A 21,281-nucleotide genomic window follows, 5' to 3' on the forward strand; every position below is an offset into this window, starting at 1 on the left:
TGGACGGCCAATCAGTCACTTACTGATGGGCCAAACCTTGTGTTCGCCGATGACAAAGATTCGGTGCTCATCACCCTGCTGCACGGCATAGCCCCCCGTAAAGGCGCCAAACGCCGGCAGCAGGCTGACCCGTTCGCCGATCTGGAAGCACGGCAAGCGCAAGCGCTCGCGGCCCTTGCCGCGCAAGTGGTACACCGGATGCACATGCCCCGCCAATACGTGGTGGCTGGCATGGGCGTCAGGCTCATGTTGCAGGGCGAAAGGGCCCATCAGCAGTGGCTCTGGCACCACCTCGATCCTCAGGTCAGCAGGCGGGTCGCCTGCCCGTTTATCGTGATTGCCGCGAATCAGGGTTATCGCTAGGGCACCGTTACGTTCACGCCAGGCCCGGATCGCGCTGAGGGTGCCGCTGGCGTGAGAACCTGGGCCATGCAGGAAGTCACCGAGAAAGATCAACTGCGCGCACGGCAGTGCCGACAACAGCCTGTCCAGGCGTTCCAGATTCGTCGTGGTGGTGCCCTGGGGTACAGGTTGTCCCAGGCTGCGATAGGCCGATGCTTTGCCAAAGTGCGCATCGGCAATAAGCAGGCACTGACGAGCGGGCCAGTACACGGCCTTGTCCGCCAATAACCACAGTTCTTCGCCTGCAAGCGTCAGTGCACAATGCATCAAGCTTTTCCTTTGTCGGCGACTTTTTCCAGGTCCTTGACCATCCGTGCGATGCGCTCCGACAACTTCTCCGAACTCATGCTTTCGCGCATCCGTTCCACCAACAGCGGGAAGGCCAGGGGCGTGGGCCGCTGAATCGTATGCACGTCCAGTTTCAGTGCCGATAGATGACTTAATGTCTCTTCCAGCCGACGAATATCCAACTCATCGCGCAAGACTTCTTCCCCTGCCTGGGCCAGCAGCAGGTTCTGCGGGTCATATTGCTTGAACACTTCAAAGAATAATCCGCTGGAAGCCTGCACCTGCCGCGTGCTTTTCGGCGCACCGGGATACCCGGCGAACACCAGCCCGGCGATCCGCGCGATTTCGCGAAAGCGGCGCAGGGCCAGTTCTCCTGCGTTAAGGCTGGCGGCCACATCCTCCAGCAAGCGCTGTGGGCTCAGCAACGCCGTATTCAACAACAACGACCAGTTCACTGGCGTGGCGCTCAACAGTTCCAGGCCATAATCATTCACGGCTATGGAGAAGGTCACCGGCTGCTGCTGACTGACCCGCCACGCCAATAAGCTCGCCAAGCCCAGGTGTACCTGACGGCCGGCGAAGGGGTACAGAAACAGGTGCCAGCCTTCTCGTGATTGCAGGGTTTCGGCGAGCAGGTTGTCGCGCGTCGGCAGGCCAGACCAGCGCAGTTGGGTGTGCAACAACGGTTGTACCGCCTGCATCTCCGGGCCGTCGAAGTGCCCATGCGCCGCCGCATCAAAACGTTCGACCACCGCCTGGGCCAGTTCATTGGAAAGCGGCATACGCCCGCCATTCCAGCGTGGCACCGCGGCTTTTTTCGCGCTGCTGCGGCGCACGTAGGCGGTCATGTTTTCCACGCGCACCAATTCCAGCAAACGCCCGGCGAACAGAAACCCATCCCCCGGCTTGAGCCGCGCAATAAAGCCCTCTTCGACACTGCCCAGGTTCTTGCCGCCGCCACCCTTGCTCCAGAATTTCAACTGGATACTGGCATCACTGACGATGGTACCGACGCTCATGCGGTGACGGCGTGCCAGGCGGGCATCCGGGACACGCCAGATGCCATGCTCATCGGGCTCAACACGGCGGTAATCCGGATAGGCGGTAAGTGACAGGCCACCATGGCGTACAAACCCCAGGGCCCAGGCCCAATCCGCTTCGGTGAGATCGCGATAGGCCCAGGCGCCGCGCACTTCCGCCAGCAGCGCATCCGGGGTAAACCCACCCCCCAGGGCCATGCTGACCAAGTGTTGCACGAGCACATCCAGCGGCTTGTGTGGCGATTCCCGCGCTTCGATGCGCCGCTGCGCAATTGCATCCTGGGCGGCAGCCGCCTCCACCAGCTCCAGGCTATGGGTCGGCACCAGCGTCACCCGTGACGGCCGACCCGGTGCATGGCCGGAGCGCCCGGCGCGTTGCATCAGCCGCGCCACACCTTTCGCGGAGCCGATCTGCAACACTCGCTCCACCGGCAGGAAGTCCACACCCAAGTCGAGGCTGGAGGTGCACACCACCGCCTTGAGCTGCCCATCTTTCAATGCTCGCTCCACCCAATCCCGGGTCTCCCGCGATAACGAGCCGTGGTGCAGGGCAATCAATCCGGCCCAGTCCGGGCGGGCATCGAGAATCGCCTGATACCAGATCTCCGATTGCGCCCGGGTGTTGGTAAAGACCAGGCAACTGCTGCTGGCCTCTACCTCTGCGACCACTTGCGGCAACATCTTCAAGCCGATATGCCCGGCCCAGGGAAAGCGCTCGGTGACGGGGGGCAGCAAGGTGTCGACCTGCAGTGCCTTGGCCGTCTGCCCCTGTACATTGATCCCACCGCCCTGTGGGACCAGAACCTCCAAAGCGTGGGCCTGATTACCCAGCGTCGCGGAAATGCCCCACACCATCAACTCAGGATGCCAGCGCCGCAAGCGCGCCAGCGCCAGTTGCAACTGCACGCCGCGCTTATTGCCGATCAGCTCGTGCCATTCATCCACGATCACCATGCGCAGGTGCGCCAGGCTCGTCTCACTGTCGGCCCGTGCGAGCATCAGCGTCAGGCTTTCCGGGGTGGTGACCAGAGCGGTGGGTTGGCGGCGGGTCTGGCGTGCGCGCTCGCTGCTGCTGGTGTCGCCGGTACGCAGGCCCACGCTCCAGGGAATTTGCAGGGCGTCCAAGGGTGCCTGCAGGGCACGTGCGGAATCGGCAGCCAAGGCACGCATCGGCGTGATCCACAGCACCGTCAATGGTTCAGCGGGTGGCTTGCGCTTGCCGGTAGCGGGCGGGCGGGTGATGGCGAAACGGTTGAGGGCGGCGAACCACAAGGCATAGGTTTTACCTGCACCGGTACTGGCATGCAGCAGCCCTGACTGGCCAGCCTTGACCGCTGCCCATACATGTTTCTGAAAGGCGAACGGTTTCCAACCTTTGGCGGCAAACCATTGTTTGGCGAAATCGGGGTTTTTTGCCATGCGGCAGCGGACGCTCTGGAGGCTCTATTGCAGAGACCCTCCAGGCGTCACAAAGGTTTACTTCAAATTGCCACTTAGAAACTGCTGCAGGCGCTCGCTTTTCGGATTGCCCAGCACATCCTCGGGGGTGCCTTGCTCTTCCACCAGGCCCTTGTGCAGGAACAGCACCTGGCTTGAGACCTTGCGCGCAAAGCTCATCTCGTGAGTCACCATGATCATGGTGCGGCCTTCCTCGGCCAGGCCCTGGATCACCTTCAACACTTCACCCACCAGTTCCGGGTCGAGGGCCGAGGTGGGTTCATCGAACAGCATCACCTCAGGCTCCATCGCCAGGGCGCGGGCGATGGCTACCCGCTGTTGCTGGCCGCCAGACAGGAACGCCGGGTACTGATCGGCTACACGTGCCGGCAGCCCGACCTTGTCCAGATAGCGGCGGGCGCGGTCTTCGGCGTCTTTCTTGCTGCACCCCAGCACGCGGCGCGGGGCCATGGTGATGTTTTCCAGCACGCTCATATGGCTCCACAGGTTGAAGTGCTGGAACACCATCGCCAGCCGTGTGCGCAAGCGTTGCAGCTCGGCGTCGTCGGCCACGCGCATACCGTGGCGGTCGCTGACCATGCGGATCGCCTGGCCGTCCAGGGTCATGGCGCCATCGTTGGGGGTTTCCAGGAAGTTGATACAGCGCAGGAACGTGCTCTTGCCGGAGCCGCTGGCGCCGATCAGGCTGATCACGTCACCGGTCCTGGCCTTGAGCGAAACACCTTTGAGCACTTCATTGTCGCCATAGCTTTTATGCAGGCCTTCAACGGTCAGTTTGTACATGGGGCGTGCATCCTCAAGGCGAAAGTAGATAGCCGCTGCGGTAGGCCTGCGTGCCGGCGATATGGCCGATGACCATCCCGGCAGTGGCCATGCGTCGCAGCGAACGGGCGTACAGCAGGCCGGCGTGCTCGCAGCGCACCGGCGTTACGCGGTCGGTAATGGGATCGATGATTTCGGCGAGCAGTTGCCCGGCCTCCAGGTATTGACCCGGCAAGGCACTGAACACCAGCAAGCCGCCGACCGGGCTGGTGACGGGCTCCACACCCGCCAATGGCGTGGCCGGGTAAGCCAAGGCGGGCAGGGGCGTCACATCGCCGGTAATGGCGCCGAAGTGGATCAGGTAATCGATGATGGCCTGGCAGTCCAGCGCGGCAAGACCATGGTTTACATCGCCCTGGCCGCGCAGTTCGACGGTCACCGAAAAACTGCCCATGGGAATCGGGAAGCGCTCGCCGAAACGTTGCTGCAACTGCCACCACACCAGGGTGAAACACTCATCAAAGGACTGTCCGCCGGAGTCGGTGGCCAGCAGGTTGGCCTCGGAGCCGAGGTACCGCGCCAATGGCTCTACCTGTGGCCAGGCTTCAGGTGTGGTGTACAGGTGCGCCACGGCTTCGAAGTCGCAATGCAGGTCGAGTACCATGTCGGCATCACAGGCCAGGCGTTGCAGTACCAGGCGTTGGGATTGCAGTTGGGTCTGGGCGGTGTGCGCGGCCAGGGCGCTGGACAATGCGCTGCGGATCAAGCGGGCATTGTGCTGGGGATCATCGCCCAGCAGCTCTTCGACCTGGTTGCCGACCTCTTCGCCAAGGTCGACGAACAGGCGATTGAAGTTCTGCCCGCTTTCCAGTTCATAGCGGCCCAAGGGGATGTCCATCAACACTTGTTCGAGGCCCACCGGGTTGGCGACCGGCACCAGCACGATTTCGCTACGCAAGCGCCCGGCCGCGGCCAACTCCGCCAGGCGTACTTTCAAATGCCAGGCCACCAACATGCCCGGCAATTCATCGGCGTGCAGCGACGACTGGATGTAGACCTTGCCTGCGGCCTGCTGCGGGCCGAAGTGAAAACTGTGGATCTGCCGCGCCGTGCCGGGCACCGGCGCGATCAGGTCATGTCGCTGATGGCGCATGAAGGCTCCTTAGTGGCTCGGCCCGAGAAAGGCCAGCCAGCGGCGCTCCGCCAGGCGGAACAGGCCGACCAGGGCAAAGGTCACCGCCAGGTAGATCAACGCGGCGATGCCAAATGATTGAAAGGTCATGAAGGTGGCGGAGTTGGCGTCCCGTGCCACTTTGAGGATGTCCGGGATCGTTGCGGTAAACGCCACCGTGGTCGAGTGCAGCATCAGGATCACTTCGTTGCTGTAGTAGGGCAACGCACGGCGCAGCGCTGACGGCATGATCACGTAGGCGTACAACTTCCAGCCGCTGAGGCCGTAAGCCTTGGCCGCCTCGACTTCGCCATGCGCCATGCTGCGGATCGCCCCGGCGAAAATCTCCGTGGTGTAGGCGCAAGTGTTGAGCGCGAAGGCCAGGATGGTGCAGTTCATCGCGTCGCGAAAAAACGCATCCAGCAGCGGTTGTTCGCGTACGGCGGCAATGCTGTAGATACCGGTGTAGCAGATCAGCAACTGGATATAGAGCGGCGTACCGCGAAACAGGTAGGTGTAGAACTGCACCGGCCAACGTACCAGGCGCTTGCGCGAGACGCGGGCGATGGACAGCGGGATCGACACCAGAAAGCCGATGACCAGTGCAGCCGTCAGCAACCACATCGTCATGGCAAGGCCGGTGATGTGCTGGCCGTCGCTATAAAGGAAGGGGCGCCAGTATTCCTGCAATAGCTCGATCATCGCACTGCCTCCCGGGCGCCGGCGGAGTAGCGACGTTCCAGACGGCGCAAGACAAAGTTGGAGGCGCTGGTGATCAACAGGTAGATCAGCGCGGCGAGTACCAGGAAGTAGAACAGTTGATAGGTACTTTTGCCCGCATCCTGGGCGGCTTTCACCAAGTCTGCCAGGCCGATGATCGATACCAGCGCGGTGGCCTTGAGCATCACCATCCAGTTATTGCCGATGCCCGGCAGGGCGAAGCGCATCATCTGCGGGAAGGTCACGTAGCGAAACCGCTGCCCGCGCTTGAGCCCGTAAGCAGTGGCGGCTTCCAGTTGGCCGCGGGGCACGGCGAGGATAGCGCCGCGAAACGTTTCGGTGAAATAGGCACCGTAGATAAAGCCCAGGGTGATCACCCCGGCGCTGAACGGGTCGATCTCGATATATTCCCATTCCATGAAGTCGGTAAAGCTGCTGAGCCAGGTTTGCAGGCTGTAGAAAATCAGCAGCATCAGCACCAGGTCGGGCACCCCGCGAATCAGCGTGGTGTAGAGCTGGGCGGGAATGCGCAGGAACGGCAGGCTGGACAGTTTGGCGCTGGCGCCGAGCAGGCCCAGCAGTACGCTGACGGCCAGGGACAGCACCGACAACTTGATGGTCATCCAGGTGCCTTGCAGCAACAGCGGGCCGAAACCCTTCAAGCTGAGCGCGCTCAACCCGAGGGTTTGCAACAGTTCTTCGAACATAAATCAGGACCTATGGCGATAGAAAAGCGCCCCTGCAGGGAGGGGCGCTCCAGGCATTATTTGCCGCTGTACAGGTTCAAATCGCCAAAGTGTTTCTTCTGGATGGTGGCGTAGGTGCCATCATCGTGTAACGCTTTGATACCTTTATCCAAAAGCGCCTTCAGTTCAGTGTTACCTTTTTTGATACCGACAGCGGTTTTCGACGGCAGCAACGGGTCGTCGATGGCGGCGCTGACTTCATAACCGGCGCCAGCCGGCGACTTGAGAAAGCCCAGTTCGGCTTGCAGCATGTCCTGCACCGACGCGTCGAGGCGGCCGGAGGTCAGGTCGGCATACACCTGATCCTGGTTGGCGTAGGCCTTGGTGGTTACCCCGGCTTTGTCCAGCACGGCCTTGGCGTAGGCTTCCTGGATGGTGCCTTGCTCGTAGCCCACGGACTTGCCCTTGAGGGACTCAGGTGTCGAGTAGCCAGCCCCTTTCTTGAACACCAGCGACGTAGGGCCGGAGAACAGCTCGGTGGAGAAGTCGATTGCCTTTTCGCGCACCGGCGTTACGGTCATGGACGAAATCACGCCATCGAACTTGTTGGCCTTAAGGCCTGGGATCATGCCGTCGAAGTCACTTTCAACCCACTTGCACTTGACCTTCAGCTCCGCGCAGATCGCATTGCCCAGGTCGATATCGAAGCCCACCAGGCTGCCGTCGGCGGCTTTGGATTCGAACGGTGCGTAGGACGGGTCGACACCAAAACGCAATTCCTTGTATTCCTTGGCGGTAGCGACACCAGCGGCCATGCACAGAGCCAGTGCAGAAAGGGTCAGCAATGCTTTTTTCATTATGTATTCCCTGGAAACCAAGATAAGCGCTTGTGGCGCGTTTAGGACTGTTACTGAACGGTGTCAGACGCAGCACAAGTAGCAATTTCTGCACCATAGTTCCGGACGGGCTTTTTAAAGGGTGGGATAAGGCAAGGCTGAGTGTAGGAGATGCCCGAAAATGGGCATCTGAAAGTGAGTGCACCATTGCAGGTCTGTGGGGATCCCAATGTGGGAGGGAGCAAGCCCCTCCCACAGGGGTTTATGTCAAGTCAGTAGGTCTTGCAGTGTGGCGAGGTTGTCAGCCTCTTCCACCGTCTTGTCCTGACGCCAGCGCAACATGCGCGGAAACCGCACCGCAATCCCGCTCTTATGCCGCTTGGACAGGGCGATACCCTCAAACCCCAATTCAAACACCATGCTTGGCGTCACGCTGCTGACCGGGCCGAACTTCTCCACGGTGGTTTTGCGCACAATCGCATCGACCTTGCGCATTTCCTCGTCGGTCAGCCCGGAATAGGCCTTGGCGAACGGCACCAACGTGCGCTCGCTGCCCGGCGGGCCGTCCCATACCGCGAAGGTGTAGTCGCTGTACAGGCTGGCGCGCCGGCCATGGCCGCGCTGGGCGTAGATCAACACGGCGTCGACGCTGAAGGGGTCGACCTTCCATTTGAACCACAGGCCCATGTCCTTGGTGCGGCCCACACCGTACAGGCCCTTGCGATCCTTGAGCATCATGCCTTCAACACCAAGGCTGCGAGAGGCTTCGCGTTGGGTCGCCAGCGCTGCCCAGGTTGGCCCCTCGATCAGCGGCGAAGGCAACAGCACCGGTTGGTTGCACACAGCGATCACCTGTTCCAATTGCGTGCGGCGCTCGGCCTGGATGTGGTTGCGCCAGTCGTCGCCCTGATACTCCAGCAGGTCGTAAGCGAGCACGGCGACGGGCGCATCCTCAAGCACCTTTTTACTCAGGGTTTTGCGACCGATCCGCTGTTGCAGCAGCGCAAAGGGTTGCACCGCGTCTTTCCACACCACGATTTCGCCATCGATCACCGTGCCGTCGGGCAGGCCACTGACCAGGCTGTGAAGCTCGGGGAAACGCTCGGTCACCAACTCTTCGCCTCGTGACCAGATCCACAGGCGCCCCTCGCGCTTGACCAACTGCGCACGGATGCCATCGAACTTCCATTCCACCTGCCAGTCGGCGGGGGGGCCGAGCAGGCTGTCGAATTGCTCGACGGGTTGCGCCAGCCCGTGGGCGAGAAAAAACGGATACGGCTGCCCGCCGCGTTGTGCATGTTCGTCGGATGATTCGGCAGCGATCAGCTTGAGATAACCCTCGGCTGTAGGAAGGTTAGACAGGTCGGTATAGCCCACCAACCGCTGCGCCACGCGCTTGCTATCCAGATTGGCCATGGCGGCAAGAGCGCGGGTAACCAGCAGTTTGGAGACGCCGACGCGAAAGCTGCCGGTGATCAACTTGATGCACACCATCAGGCTCGGTTGATCCAGTTGCGCCCATAGCGCCGGCAGGCGCGCGGCAAGGTCCATGGGCGATAGACCGCGCAGCGGCAGCAGTTTTTCTTCCAGCCACACGGCAAGCCCGTCTTCAGAGCTGTAGGTCGATTCGGGGAGCAGCAGGGAGATGGTTTCGGCCAGGTCGCCTACGGACTGGTAGCTCTCTTCGAACAGCCACGGCTCGATGCTCGCCGCCTCAGTCGCCATATCCCTGAGCAAGCGTGTGGGCACCAGTTGCCGTGGTCGCCCTCCGGAGAGGAAGTACACCGCCCATGCCGCATCTTCCGGCGGCGCTTGCAGAAAGTAGGCTTGCAGGGCTGCGAGCTTGGCATTGCTGGAGGTGGTGGCGTCAAGGTTGGCGTACAGCTCGGCGAAGGCTTTCATGCCGTGGCCTCTTCTTCGTCATCACCGTATTCGGTGCTGAAGCCCTGGGCGTCCAGGCCCTTTTCTCGCAGGTGGCGTACCAGTACGCCGACCGAACCGTGGGTAACCATCACCCGTTCGGCACCGGTTTGTTCGATGGCCCACAACAGCCCGGGCCAATCGGCATGGTCTGACAGTACAAAGCCGCGATCCACCCCACGCCGGCGCCGTGTACCGCGCAGGCGCATCCAGCCGCTGGCGAAGGCGTCGCTGTAGTCGCCAAAACGGCGCATCCAGGTGCTGCCGCCGGCGGAGGGCGGGGCGATGATCAAGGCTTGGCGCAGCAACGGGTCGGTCTTCTTGAAATCCCCGGCATACAGGGTTTCGGGAATGTAGATGCCGGCCTCGCGGTAGACCCGGTTCAACGGCTCGACGGCGCCATGGCTGAGGATCGGACCGATGCTGGCGTCGAGGCCATGCAGAATGCGCTGGGCCTTGCCGAAGGAATAGCAGAACAGCACGCTGGCCTTGCCAGTGGCGATATTGGCCTGCCACCAGTCATTGATCCCGGCAAAGATCTGCGCTTGGGGCTGCCATCGGTAGATCGGCAGGCCAAAAGTGGATTCGGTGATAAAGGTGTGGCAACGCACCGGCTCGAAAGGCGCGCAGGTGCCATCGGGTTCGACCTTATAGTCGCCGGACGCGACCCAGACTTCACCCTGATATTCCAGGCGCACCTGAGCCGAACCGAGCACGTGACCGGCTGGATGGAAACTCAAGGTAACACCGTGATGCACCAACTGCTCGCCATAGGCCAGGGTTTGCAGGTTGATGTCCTGGCCCAGGCGCCAGCGCAGGATACCTTCGCCGGGTGCCGCGGCCAGGTAATGTTGGTTGCCGGTGCGCGCATGATCGCCGTGGGCGTGGGTGATCACGGCGCGCTCCACCGGGCGCCAGGGGTCGATATAGAAATCACCCGCAGGGCAATAGAGGCCTTCGGGGCGGGCGATGACGAGGTCCATGGGGTGACCGGGGAGATGGGCTTGTTAGTTATGAGGCGGGGCTGGGTGTAGAAGTTCTATCTGAATGCATGGGATCCAAATGTGGGAGGGGGCTTGCTCCCGATAGCAGAGTTCAGTCAACGAATGTGTTGACTGTCACACCGCTATCGGGAGCAAGCCCCCTCCCACATTTGGATTCGGTTTCTGCTGGGAAACCGGGTTACTTGCCGGGCGTCAGGGTCAACCTGATCTTGCCATACACCTTTTCAAAGTTCTGCGGCTGCATCGGGAAGCTCAGGTATTGCGCCTTGAGCGCCGGGTCGATGCCGTTGGCATAGTTCGGACTGGCCGGGTTGCCGGACTGGCCGATACCGCCCTGGCCCAGCATGGGTTCGGCCAGGCCGAAGTCGATGATCATGCGCAGCGCCGATACCTGGGTGGTGTTGAAATCCTCACCCCAGTTATACGGCGCCGGGTTCAAGGTGTTGTGGTCGCCACCACTGGCGAAGGGACCGCGAATCACCTGGCCACTGGTGTTTTTCCAGGTGGTGCTGTGCAGCTTGCCCCACTGCCAGGCTTTGTGATCGGCACCCAGTTGGCTGTCACCGGCAGTGATAGCGGCGGCAAGCGTGCGGGCCAGGATCGCCGGTTTGTCTTCTTTTTGCGCGGTCCGCGTGTCATCCCAGAACGGGCTGTCTTCGCGGCCCAGCAGGTGGTCGGCGATGGCTGAGTAGGACAGGCTGGCGTTGCTGACAAAGGCTTTCCAGCTGGCGCTGCCTTGCGGGCCGAGTTTGTCGAGGAAAATCTGCCTGGCGCTTTCCTGCAGGAACAGCTCGTAGATCGCCGCGTCAGCCGAGGTTGGCGCAAGGCGACCATCGAATGCCATCAGGCGCTCCAGTGCTTCGCGAGCCTTGGCGCGCTCCGCTGGCGGCAGGGCGTCGATTGCCTGTTTGAGCGGCTGGGCCATGCCCGGGGCCTGGAACATGCTCTTGAGCTTGGCGGCGAAGGTCGTGGTCTGGTCGTATTGCATGGCAATCAGGCTGCGGCTGTCATGCTTGCCGGCACCGGCCAATTGCGCCAGACGTTCGCTGCGCTCCGGTGCGTCCCAGGAGTTGGACAACTGCATCCCGTAGCCACGCGGTGCGGTGCGCTGGTTGGCCGTGCCGATCCAGCCCTGGGCCGGGTCCTGGTCGTAGGGGTGCAGCATCGCATCGGCATAACCGTCCCAGTCAAAGCGCGTGTCCCAACCCGGCGATGGCAACAGGCCCTCGCCCTCGCGGCGGTTGGGGAAGCGACCGGTGACTTGCCAGCCGATATTGCTGGCGTCGGCAAAGATCATGTTCAACGCGATGGCGCGAATCTCGCGAGTGGCGTCCGAGGCCTTGCCGGCGTTTTGCGCACGGGACAGGTCGAAGAGCGCGTCCAGGCTCTTGTCTTCCTTGAAGTCGGCAGTCTGCAGGGCCAGGCCAAGACCGCTGGTGAGGGCCTGGCTGCTATTGAGCAGCGCGCCGTGACGGGTTTCGTACACCGTTTCGCGAATCGAGCGCTGGCCCTTGATAAAGAAGGTTTCGTTGCGCACGCCAGCCGGCAGCCATTTGCCGTTGTTCTCGTAGTACAACGCGTTGCCCTGGCGCTTGACCTTCTCCAGGAACAGGTCCTGGGTGTCGCCCTTGACCGCGCTCATGCTCCACGCCACCTTGCCGTTGAAACCGGATAGCAGGGTCGGCAGGCCAGCGATCGAAGCACCCACGGCCTGATATTTAGGCGCGCGAATCTGCACGTAGCTCCATGGCGACGGGGCTTGTGGCGTAGCGGCGATATCGCTGGCCAGCAGGCTTTTGCCGCTGCGGCTGCGTTGCGGGGCGATGGCCCAGTTGCTTGAGGTGGTGACCCCGAGCGTGTTGAGGCCGCTCAACTGCTGGCTTACCGTGTCCAGGGCGGCGAGGCCGCTGATCTGCCCCAGGTTCACGCCCTTGAGCTTGTCGGCCTCGGCCAGCGGCACGGCTTCGTCCGGCGCGCTTGGGATGAGCCAGGCGAGTTTGTCGACGCCGACCTTTTGCGCCAGCACCAAGGACGAAATCTCTTCCTGCAGGTTGCTCGACTCGCTGAAATTGAGCAGGCAGAACAGCAGCGCCGAGTCTTCCGGCTTCCAGTATTCGGGTGTGTAACCGCTTTGGGCCAGGTCCGCCGGCAGCTTGTCGCGATAGCGGAACAGGTAGGCATTGACGCCCCGGGCATACACTTCAAAGAAGCGCTTGAGGCGCGGCGACGAGGCGTTGTACAGCTCGCCCGCGCTTTTCTTGAGGTTGACCGCACGCATGAAACGGTCGACATCCAGCACTTGCGGCCCGGACATTTCCGCCAGGCGGCCCTGTGCCAGCAGGCGCAAGGTGACCATCTGGGTAATGCGGTCGCTGGCGTGCACATAACCAAGGCTGAACAGCGCGTCGTGGAAGGTGTTGCTTTCGATCAGCGGCATGCCTTGGGCATTGCGGCGTATCGATACATTCTGTGCCAGGCCCTTGATTGGCTGTACGCCAGCCACGGGTGGCAGGGTGTCCTGGGTGTTCTGGAGCTGGCAACCCGCCAGGCCCAAGGCACTGGCCACTGCCGCGGCAACGCCGAACCGGGGAAGAAAGTGTAAGAGGGCTGGCGAGGCCATGGCAAAGCTCCTGCGGGGGGTAGCGTCAGTAAAGGCGCTACGTTAGTGAGCGCGGCGAAACGACGCAAGCGGGAGTTGTGTAATTGCGTGAGTGCTCAAGCTATGTGCAAATCAATGTAGGAGGGAGAAAGCCCCCTCCCACATTTTGATCATCAGTGCGGCTTATGCGCCATGGCACTTCTTGAATTTCTTCTCGCTGCCGCACGGGCACGGATCGTTGCGGCCAACATCCTTCAAGGCGTTGCGCACCGGTTCCTGGTGAGCGTGGCCGCAGTTCGGCCCGTGGACATGGCCGTGGTCGTGATCATGGTGATCGTGATCGTGGTTGCAGTCAGGACCATGGACATGGGGTTGCTGAGTCATCGATGTTGCTCCGGAATAAAATCGCCGGGGATTATCTCGCCATTGTGAGCCACCTGCACGTCATTACCGATGAATAATCCGGTTTTCAGCTCGCCCTCCAGGCGATAGGGCACGGGGCGCTCGGGATTTTTCAGCATCTGCACCACATCGCGTACGCGTGGCCAGAGGTTGGTACGTACCGAGACCCGGAAGACTTTATGACCGCGCGGCGGCACGGTCAGCCATTCATTGGATTCGCCTTCGGTCAACACCAGATCGCCAAGGGTGACCTTGTAGATCAGGCCGCGCACGGTCAAGTCGGCATCGTCGCGGTTGTCCACGCGAAAGTAGAGTTTGAATTTCTGCTCCAGCAGCTTGGCGCGCACGACTTCGACCTTCACCAGCGATACGTGAGGCGGCGGCGAGTCATCTTCGAACCACGAGGCGCAGCCGGTCAGGCCCAGGGTTAACGCCAGCATCAAGCTATAAATCCGAAGCATGGCGTTATCCCTGTGAGTGAATTAAAGGTAGCTGGAACAGCACTTCTTGAACTTCTGCCCACTGCCGCACAGGCACGGGTCATTACGCCCGGCCTTCAGTTCCACCGTCGGGTCTATGAAGTACCAGCGCCCCTCATTCTGTACGAAAGAAGACTGCTCGCGGTGGCTATGTTCGCCGGTGCTGTCATGCCAGCGCGCAGTAAAGGTGACGAATGCGTGTTCCGGCTGGCCGCCGAAGACCTCGGAGCTTTCCACCTCAAGGCCCAGCCAGGTGCTCTGCGCACTCCAGGCGGCGATGGCGTCGCGGTCCAGACCGGCCTGTTGCGCGGGCAGGGTGGTGGCCACCAGGTAATCGACCAGGCCCATCACATAGGCGCTGTAGCGCGAGCGCATCAACGCACTGGCACAGGGCGCCGGGTGGCCGGCGTGATAATGGCCGCAGCAGGCATCCAGCAGATTGCCGCTGCCGCACGGGCAAATGGATGTACTCATCGGGTTACCACCAATACTTTCCAAAATTCTCCGGGTTGGCCCAGAAGCGTGCGTTGAGCCAGTCGGGCACTTGTTTATAGTCAAGCAGATCATAGGTAAACAGCGTCAGAACTTGCTCATCGCGCTGGAATCGCTCGCCGGCTTGCAGGGCCAGGGAAAAGAAGTCTGTGTCCTTCCATTCGCAGGCGCGCAGGTCGACCAGCACCGCGATCCGGCTGGCATTGAGGTTTCGAATGCCGCCCAGAAGCGTCAGACCTTGAGGCTTGGGCAAGTGTTCAAGGCAATCGACTACCAGCGCCAAATCAAAACGCTGCGCTGCCAGTTCGGCAGGCAGTGGCCCAGGTGCGGCGACACAGACGTTCACATCCGGGTGCGCGGTTTTAAACGCCTCCAGCGCCGGAAACTGGCTGGCGCCCAATAACAGCAGGCGTTTGGGCTGGTGCAATTCAAGCAGGGCAGCCAGGGCTTGCTGGGGTGTACGGGAAGAAATTCCAGCGGTCATTGCAGATCCTCACATCAGGACGGTAGAGACTAGCGCGGCTGGGCGTGCGAGCCTAGGACATTGCGGTCAAGGCCACGGCGGCTTGTACCGTACCTGCGGAAGTTTTTTGATCCTTCACTGGCAAATCGCCGGTAGAAGTCGTTACTGTGCGCTCAAAGAAAAATTTGAAAGTACTCAGGAGCCCCATGATGCGTAAGGTTTTTCTGTTGGCCCTGTTGGTCAGCCCCATTGCCCTGGCCCAGAGCGTCAGTGTCGAAACCAACTCGTTGATGCGCCTGCCCAGCAGTACCAGCGTGTTGCAGCTTGAGCGCCTGGACGTGGCGGACTATGGCACTTTGCTGATTCCGGCCACTATCAGTCAGGTCACTGTGGATGAGTTGCACCTGGGGCGTGACGCACGCATCACCATTGTTCCCGGCGCTAGCGCGCTGCAAATGCAAGTGCGCCAGGCGCAACTGGAGCAGGGTAGCCAGATCACGTCCCGCGGCGCCCCCGGCACCCATGAAAAACCTGCCAAGGCTGGGCGTGACCTGACCTTGCGGATCAATTCCCTCACTGCTGAAGCGTTGTCGGTAGACGCCCGCGGCGGTGCCGGTGCCCAAGGTTACGCGGGCCTGGATGGCGCCAACGGCGTGGACCCAGGCTGCACCTGGGGTTCGGCCGGGCGCGGGTTTAACGGTGACAACGGCGGTGACGGCCTGCCGGGCGCCGCCGGCGCACAGGTACGCCTGGAATTGCCGCAGGACTTCCCTATTGAGCAAATCAAGGTCTGGGTGGACGGCGGTGCCGGTGGGTTGCCTGGCGTGGCGGGTAAACCTGGCAAGGGTGGGCAGTCCAAGGGCTGCCTGGTGTACCGCGCCGATGGCGGCGACAAGGGCAGGCCTGGGCTTGAAGGGCAGCCGGGGCCGGCTGGGCCTGCGGGGGCGGTGACCATTCAGCGGCTCTGAGTCGACTGTTCCGACTTGCCCCCGATGGCGGCCTTAGGGCCGACCAGGATGCTGGATCAGACCGAGTACATATCCGTTGTTTGGGTAACGGCTGCTATTGGTTCCGCCCTTACGGCGGGTCACTTTCGAAAAGCCGGAATGCCGGCCCAGGCGAAAGTAACCAAAGCGCTCTTGCCCCACCACTCGGCACCTCGCTCAGGCTCGGTGTGCCCGTAATCCGCCAGGTATTTGGGGGGCCGCCGCCACGCGCCATCCATGGCGCGGGGCGGCTAAACCGGCATCCCTGCCGGTTTACCCCCCAAATCCCTGTCGAATTCCGGCCAGCGTGGTTTGACGGGGCGCTTAAGATCAAAAGCAGATCAAGATCAAGAGCGGCTCGCTTCGCATCGTGGTTACCGTTGGGTACGGCGAACTGTAGTTGTGTAGATATCCACACCCCGATGGCGATGCAAGCCTCGCCTCAGAACATCGGCCGGGCCGAAGCAATCGCCACCACCACCAACCCCACAATCAAATTAACCCCCACCAACTTGCGAATCTGCCCCAACGCAGCCGCGCCCGCCGGCCAATCCTCAGCCGCCACCGCGGCCTTCAGTTCAGGAAACTTCAACGCCTGGATGCGGATAAACAGCGCGGTCATCACCAGATACAACCCCATCATCACCTGCACATAGCGCGGTGCAGTTTCAAAACCGTTGAAGCGCAGTTGCAGCAAACCAACGCCGCTGATCGGCAAAATCACGACCGCGACCCACACCCACACAAAAAAACGTTGAAACACATTTGCCCACAACTTGAGCCGGGCAGGGCCCTCAAGGGCCGCCATGGCGGCGGGTCGCAGGATCATCCAGGCGAAAAACATACCGCCGACCCAAATCAGGGCGGCCAGTACATGCAGGGTGTAAGCGAGGCTAAACGCGGTCATTGTGGTACTCCGTTCTGCGCGGGATTAATTAGCGGGGTATGATAGCGGCCGATCCGAACCACTGAAAATTTATCCAGCGTTTTTTGCGCCCGACTATCCATGATCAGCACTGAACTCAAAACCACGATCCAGGGCGCCTATTCGCGTTTTCTCGAAGCCAAGAGCTTGAAACCGCGCTACGGCCAACGCCTGATGATCGCCGAAGTGGCGAAAGTCCTCGGGGATATCGACACCGATGACGAAGGTCGCCGCGAGGGCGAACCTGCGGTTGTGGCCGTCGAGGCCGGCACCGGTACTGGCAAGACTGTGGCCTACAGCCTGGCCGCGATCCCCACCGCCAAGGCCGCCGGCAAGCGCCTGGTAATCGCCACCGCCACCGTCGCCCTGCAAGAGCAGATTGTCTACAAAGACTTGCCCGACCTGATGCGCAACAGCGGCTTGAGCTTTACCTTCGCCCTGGCCAAGGGCCGTGGCCGCTACATGTGCCTGTCCAAGCTCGACGTGTTGCTGCAGGAAGGCCATGCGCAAACCGCCACCGCGTCGCTGTTCGAAGAAGAAGGCTTCAAGATCGAGGTCGACGAGGCCAGCCAGAAGCTGTTTACCAGCATGATCGAGAAACTGGCCGGCAACAAATGGGACGGCGACCGCGACAGCTGGCCCACCGCCCTGGAAGACTCCGACTGGGCGCGCCTGACCACCGACCACAGCCAGTGCACCAATCGCCATTGCCCCAATTTCGGCCAGTGCGCCTTCTACAAGGCCCGCGAAGGCATGGGCAAGGTGGATGTCATCGTCACCAACCACGACATGGTGCTGGCCGACCTGGCACTGGGCGGCGGCGCGGTGCTGCCCGATCCACGCGACACGCTTTATGTGTTCGACGAAGGCCACCACCTGCCGGATAAAGCCATCGGCCACTTCGCCCATTACACGCGCCTGCGTTCCACTGCCGACTGGCTGGAAACCACTGCCAAGAACCTCACCAAGTTGCTGGCCCAGCATCCGCTGCCCGGCGACCTGGGCAAGCTGATCGAGCAGGTGCCGGAGCTGGCGCGGGAGATCAAGACCCAACAGCAATTCATGTTCAGCGCCTGCGAACAGGTGGCCGACTTCAAGCCCGGCGAAGACGTCGAGGGCCGTGAGCGCCCGCGCCACCGTTTTGTCGGCGGCATGATCCCCGAGCACATGCGCGAAATGGGCATCGAGCTGAAGAAAGGCTTTTCACGCCTGACCGACTTGTTCACCCGCCTTACGGATTTGCTCAAGGAAGGCATGGACGGCGAGGTCAATATCGGCATTGCCAGCAACCAGGCCGAGGAATGGTACCCGCTGTTCGGCAGCCTGTTGTCCCGCTCACAGGGCAACTGGGAGCTGTGGACCGCGTTCACCGTGGAAGATCCGGAAGACAACCCGCCCATGGCCCGTTGGCTTACCCTGTCGGAAAGCGGTGCGCTGTTTGATATCGAGGTCAACGCCAGCCCGATCCTCGCCGCTGAAATGCTGCGTCGCAACCTGTGGAACGTGGCCTACGGCTGCCTGGTGACGTCGGCCACGCTGACCGCCCTGGGCACCTTTGATCGCTTCCGTATGCGCGCCGGTTTGCCGAAAAAGGCCGTTACCGCTGTGGTACCGAGCCCGTTTCATCATGCCGATGCCGGTGTGCTGCGCGTACCGGACCTCAAGGCTGACCCTCGGGATGCGGCGGCCCACACGGCGGCGATCATTCGCGATCTGCCGTCACTGGTGGAAGGTTCGCGCGGCACCCTGGTGCTGTTCTCGTCGCGCAAACAGATGCAGGACGTGTTCGATGGCCTCGATCGCGACTGGCGCAAACAGGTGTTTATCCAGGGCAACCTGTCCAAGCAGGAAACCCTGAACAAGCACAAGGCGCGGGTCGACGGCGGTGATTCCAGCGTATTGTTCGGCCTGGCAAGTTTTGCCGAGGGCGTGGACTTGCCTGGCGCTTATTGCGAACACGTGGTGATCGCCAAGATCCCGTTCTCGGTGCCCGATGATCCGGTCGAGGCCGCACTGGCCGAATGGATCGAAGCCCGTGGCGGCAACCCGTTCATGGAAATCTCGGTGCCGGATGCCTCATTGAAGCTGGTGCAGGCCTGCGGGCGCTTGCTGCGCACCGAGCAAGACCGCGGCACCATCACCTTGCTTGACCGCCGCCTGGTCACCCAACGCTATGGCAAAGCTATCCTCAATGCGTTGCCGCCGTTCAGGCGCGAAATTTCTTAAACCTCCGTGGGCGAATTCGCCCACTTTGTGGTCTATCTCATCACTATCACCAGGCCATTCACCGGCCGTTTGGGAGAACCTTGTTCGTATGATTCGCACGCTGCCCGCTCTTTTTGCCTTGCTGTTCGCTGCGCCGTTGATGGCCGCGCCTGCCGGGCAACAAACGCTGTTCAACTTCGTCCGGCCTGCCGATGTGGTCAAGGTGGCGACTCAGGACGCCAGCCTGCCCCAATACAACGCCGAACAAACTCCCGAAGGCGAGGTGCTGCGCCGTATCACCTTCAACCCGGCGGCCGAGCCAAGCCTGGTGCTCAGCCCGCAATCCGGTGTGTGGGACTGGTCGCAATCGAGCGCCATGAGCCTGCGTATCCAGAGCGCGATGAACTGGGCACTGACCCTCTACGTCAAGGTGCAGAGCGCCGACGGCAAGACCCTGGTCAGCCGCATCGACTTGCCGGCCGGGCCTGCGCAGACCCTGCTGGTACCATTACAAGCCAACTCGCCACTGAGCCAGGGCATGAAGGCTGGTCCGCCGATGCCGATGACCGTGGATGGCCAGCGCGTATTGCTGGCCGGCAGTGCCGGCGAAATCGACCGCAGCCAGGTGGTGTCGGTGACCCTGTCGATGATCAAGCCCAATGCCGCCCAAAGCATCCTGCTGGAGCGCTTTGGCGTGCAGGACAGCGAGCCGGTAACGAAGGCCGCCTACAGCGAATTGGTCGATGCTTTTGGCCAATCCACCCGGGCGCGCTGGCCGGAAAAGGTCAGCAGCGACGAGCAGCTCAAGGCGTCGGCTGCCAAAGAGCAGCAGCAGCTCAAAACCTGGTTGGCTGAGCGAGACAAATCCTCCCTGGACCAATACGGCGGCTGGAACAAAGGCCCGGCGTTCGATTCCAGCGGCTTTTTCCGCACAGAGAAGCGCGACGGCCGCTGGTATCTGGTGACGCCTGAAGGTCATCCGTTCTATTCACTGGGGGTCAACACCGTGGCTGCGGACAACAGCCAGACCTACGTGGCAGGGCGTGAGTGGATGTTCGCGGCGTTGCCCAAGGCCGGCGAACCCTTCGACAAGTACTACGGCAGCAGCGATAACCGCACCGGCAACGGTGCCGGCGAAGGTCGCGGCTTTGGTTCGGGGCGTTGGTATGACTTTTATGGCGCCAACCTGCAGCGCACTTACGGCGGCGAGGGTTTGGACCAGAAGCGCTGGGTGACGCACACCCTGGACCGTCTGCAAGCCTGGGGTTTCAATACCGTGGGCAACTGGAGCGACGAGGACCTGGCCACTGCCGACCGCGTGCCTTATACCCTGCCGCTGTCGATTGTGGGTGACTACGCGAGCATCAGCACCGGCACCGACTGGTGGGGCGGTATGCCCGATCCGTTCGATCCACGTTTCGCGATGGCCACCGAACGCGCCGTGGCCATCGCCGCTCGTGATCACCGCGACGATCCGTGGTTGATCGGCTTTTTTGCCGACAACGAACTGGCCTGGGCCGGTCCTGGCGACGATGCAAAATCCCGCTACGCCTTGGCTTACGGCACCCTGCGCATGACCACCGATGTTCCGGCCAAGCGCGCTTTCCTCAAGCAGCTGCGTGACAAATATCGCAACGAAGAAGGTCTGTCCAAAGCCTGGGGCATTCAACTGGCGGGTTGGGAACTGATGGAAGACCCAGGCTTCGAACCACCGATGCCCAGCCCTGAACACCCGGAAATCGAAGCTGACTTCAAGTACTTCCAGAAGACCTTCGCCGACGCTTACTTCAAGACCATTTCCGACTCGCTGAAGTGGCACGCGCCGAATCAACTGTTGCTGGGCGGCCGTTTTGCCGTGAGCACCCCGGAAGCAGTGGCGTCGTGCGCGCAGTATTGCGATGTGTTGAGCTTCAACATGTACACCCTAAAACCCCAGGACGGTTATGACTTCGCCGCCCTGCGTGCGTTGGACAAACCGGTGTTGATCACCGAATTCAACTTCGGCTCGGCCGACCGTGGCCCGTTCTGGGGCGGCGTGACGCAATTGGCCCGCGAAGAAGATCGCGGTACGGCGTACGCCACGTTCCTCAAGCAGGCCATGGCCGAGCCGTCGATTGTTGGCGTGCACTGGTTCCAGTACCTGGACCAGCCGGTCACCGGGCGTCTGCTGGATGGCGAAAATGGCCATTTCGGCCTTGTCGGCATCACCGATGTACCTTTCCAGGGCTTCGTTGACAGTGTGCGCAAGAGCAACCTTGCGGCGGTCGACCAGTTGGGCCGTGAGGCGCAAAAAGCCAAGGCGACCCGCACGGCGCGTGAAAGTGAAGGCGCCAGGCAGGGGCAGGGCGGCAAAGGCGCAGGGCAGGGCGCTGGACATGCCGGTGGGCACTCCGGCAACGGTCATTGATTCGTCGTTGACGGGTTCACAAAACCCACAATGGCT

The 21,281-nt window shown here is 61.7% G+C and carries 18 protein-coding genes; 3 read left to right on the forward strand and 15 right to left on the reverse strand.

All coding sequences use genetic code 11. The features are described 5' to 3' along the window. Positions 1–15 precede the first annotated feature (15 nt). From pdeM to TK42_RS01735, 14 genes are all read right to left on the reverse strand, one after another. Complete coding sequence (pdeM, locus tag TK42_RS01670; RefSeq protein WP_103733457.1) at positions 16–669, reverse strand: ligase-associated DNA damage response endonuclease PdeM; 654 nt, start codon at positions 667–669, stop codon at positions 16–18. Further along, entirely contained in the window at positions 669–3,149 is a 2,481-nt protein-coding gene (locus TK42_RS01675; RefSeq protein WP_103733458.1) for a ligase-associated DNA damage response DEXH box helicase, read from the reverse strand. The genes pdeM and TK42_RS01675 overlap by 1 nt, the downstream gene beginning before the upstream one ends. A gap of 57 nt (positions 3,150–3,206) precedes the next feature. Continuing rightward, on the reverse strand, positions 3,207–3,971 hold the full coding sequence (locus TK42_RS01680; RefSeq protein WP_005785775.1) for an ABC transporter ATP-binding protein: 765 nt from the start codon (positions 3,969–3,971) through the stop codon (positions 3,207–3,209). 13 nt (positions 3,972–3,984) lie between these two features. Further along, positions 3,985–5,103: a succinylglutamate desuccinylase/aspartoacylase family protein gene (locus TK42_RS01685; RefSeq protein WP_032877355.1), complete on the reverse strand. Its 1,119-nt coding sequence runs from the start codon at positions 5,101–5,103 to the stop codon at positions 3,985–3,987. Between the two features lie 9 nt (positions 5,104–5,112). Then, complete coding sequence (locus tag TK42_RS01690; RefSeq protein WP_032877354.1) at positions 5,113–5,823, reverse strand: ABC transporter permease; 711 nt, start codon at positions 5,821–5,823, stop codon at positions 5,113–5,115. After that, positions 5,820–6,548 (reverse strand): ABC transporter permease, encoded by a 729-nt coding sequence (locus TK42_RS01695; protein WP_005785781.1) that lies wholly within the window; start codon positions 6,546–6,548, stop codon positions 5,820–5,822. Before TK42_RS01695 ends, TK42_RS01690 begins: the two co-directional genes overlap by 4 nt. Positions 6,549–6,604: 56 nt before the next feature. Further along, the gene (locus TK42_RS01700) at positions 6,605–7,384 is read right to left on the reverse strand and encodes a transporter substrate-binding domain-containing protein (RefSeq protein WP_005785784.1); all 780 of its coding nucleotides are present in this window, start codon (positions 7,382–7,384) and stop codon (positions 6,605–6,607) included. Positions 7,385–7,630: 246 nt separating this feature from the next. Further along, positions 7,631–9,265 (reverse strand): ATP-dependent DNA ligase, encoded by a 1,635-nt coding sequence (locus TK42_RS01705; protein WP_103733459.1) that lies wholly within the window; start codon positions 9,263–9,265, stop codon positions 7,631–7,633. Further along, positions 9,262–10,266 carry a ligase-associated DNA damage response exonuclease gene (locus TK42_RS01710; protein WP_032877352.1) on the reverse strand — a complete coding sequence of 335 codons (1,005 nt, stop codon included), beginning with the start codon at positions 10,264–10,266 and terminating at the stop codon, positions 9,262–9,264. Before TK42_RS01710 ends, TK42_RS01705 begins: the two co-directional genes overlap by 4 nt. 199 nt (positions 10,267–10,465) lie before the next feature. After that, a complete protein-coding gene (locus tag TK42_RS01715) occupies positions 10,466–12,907 on the reverse strand; it encodes a penicillin acylase family protein (protein WP_103733460.1) in 2,442 nt (813 codons plus the stop codon). A gap of 162 nt (positions 12,908–13,069) precedes the next feature. Then, positions 13,070–13,270 (reverse strand): SEC-C metal-binding domain-containing protein, encoded by a 201-nt coding sequence (locus tag TK42_RS01720; RefSeq protein WP_003189235.1) that lies wholly within the window; start codon positions 13,268–13,270, stop codon positions 13,070–13,072. Next, entirely contained in the window at positions 13,267–13,749 is a 483-nt protein-coding gene (locus TK42_RS01725; RefSeq protein ID WP_005785795.1) for an LEA type 2 family protein, read from the reverse strand. Before TK42_RS01725 ends, TK42_RS01720 begins: the two co-directional genes overlap by 4 nt. A gap of 21 nt (positions 13,750–13,770) precedes the next feature. Further along, on the reverse strand, positions 13,771–14,241 hold the full coding sequence (locus TK42_RS01730; RefSeq protein WP_032877350.1) for a YchJ family protein: 471 nt from the start codon (positions 14,239–14,241) through the stop codon (positions 13,771–13,773). Between the two features lie 4 nt (positions 14,242–14,245). Then, positions 14,246–14,743 (reverse strand): DUF6231 family protein, encoded by a 498-nt coding sequence (locus tag TK42_RS01735; protein ID WP_032877349.1) that lies wholly within the window; start codon positions 14,741–14,743, stop codon positions 14,246–14,248. Positions 14,744–14,931: 188 nt separating this feature from the next. Between TK42_RS01735 and TK42_RS01740 the strand changes: the two genes are divergently transcribed. After that, positions 14,932–15,690 (forward strand): collagen-like protein, encoded by a 759-nt coding sequence (locus TK42_RS01740; RefSeq protein ID WP_078820485.1) that lies wholly within the window; start codon positions 14,932–14,934, stop codon positions 15,688–15,690. A 460-nt stretch (positions 15,691–16,150) separates the two neighbouring features. Here the strand turns inward: TK42_RS01740 and TK42_RS01745 are convergent, their stop codons facing one another. Further along, entirely contained in the window at positions 16,151–16,615 is a 465-nt protein-coding gene (locus TK42_RS01745; RefSeq protein WP_032877347.1) for a CopD family protein, read from the reverse strand. A gap of 99 nt (positions 16,616–16,714) precedes the next feature. Between TK42_RS01745 and dinG the strand changes: the two genes are divergently transcribed. Together dinG and TK42_RS01755 are read left to right on the forward strand one after the other, a co-directional pair. Further along, positions 16,715–18,859 carry an ATP-dependent DNA helicase DinG gene (dinG, locus tag TK42_RS01750; protein ID WP_005785803.1) on the forward strand — a complete coding sequence of 715 codons (2,145 nt, stop codon included), beginning with the start codon at positions 16,715–16,717 and terminating at the stop codon, positions 18,857–18,859. 88 nt (positions 18,860–18,947) lie between these two features. After that, positions 18,948–21,245, forward strand: a complete 2,298-nt coding sequence (locus TK42_RS01755) for a beta-galactosidase (RefSeq protein ID WP_103733461.1) — start codon at positions 18,948–18,950, stop codon at positions 21,243–21,245. Positions 21,246–21,281 lie beyond the last annotated feature (36 nt).

The organism is Pseudomonas sp. GZJR-8, from assembly GCF_002916705.1.
Classification (GTDB): domain Bacteria; phylum Pseudomonadota; class Gammaproteobacteria; order Pseudomonadales; family Pseudomonadaceae; genus Aquipseudomonas; species Aquipseudomonas synxantha_A.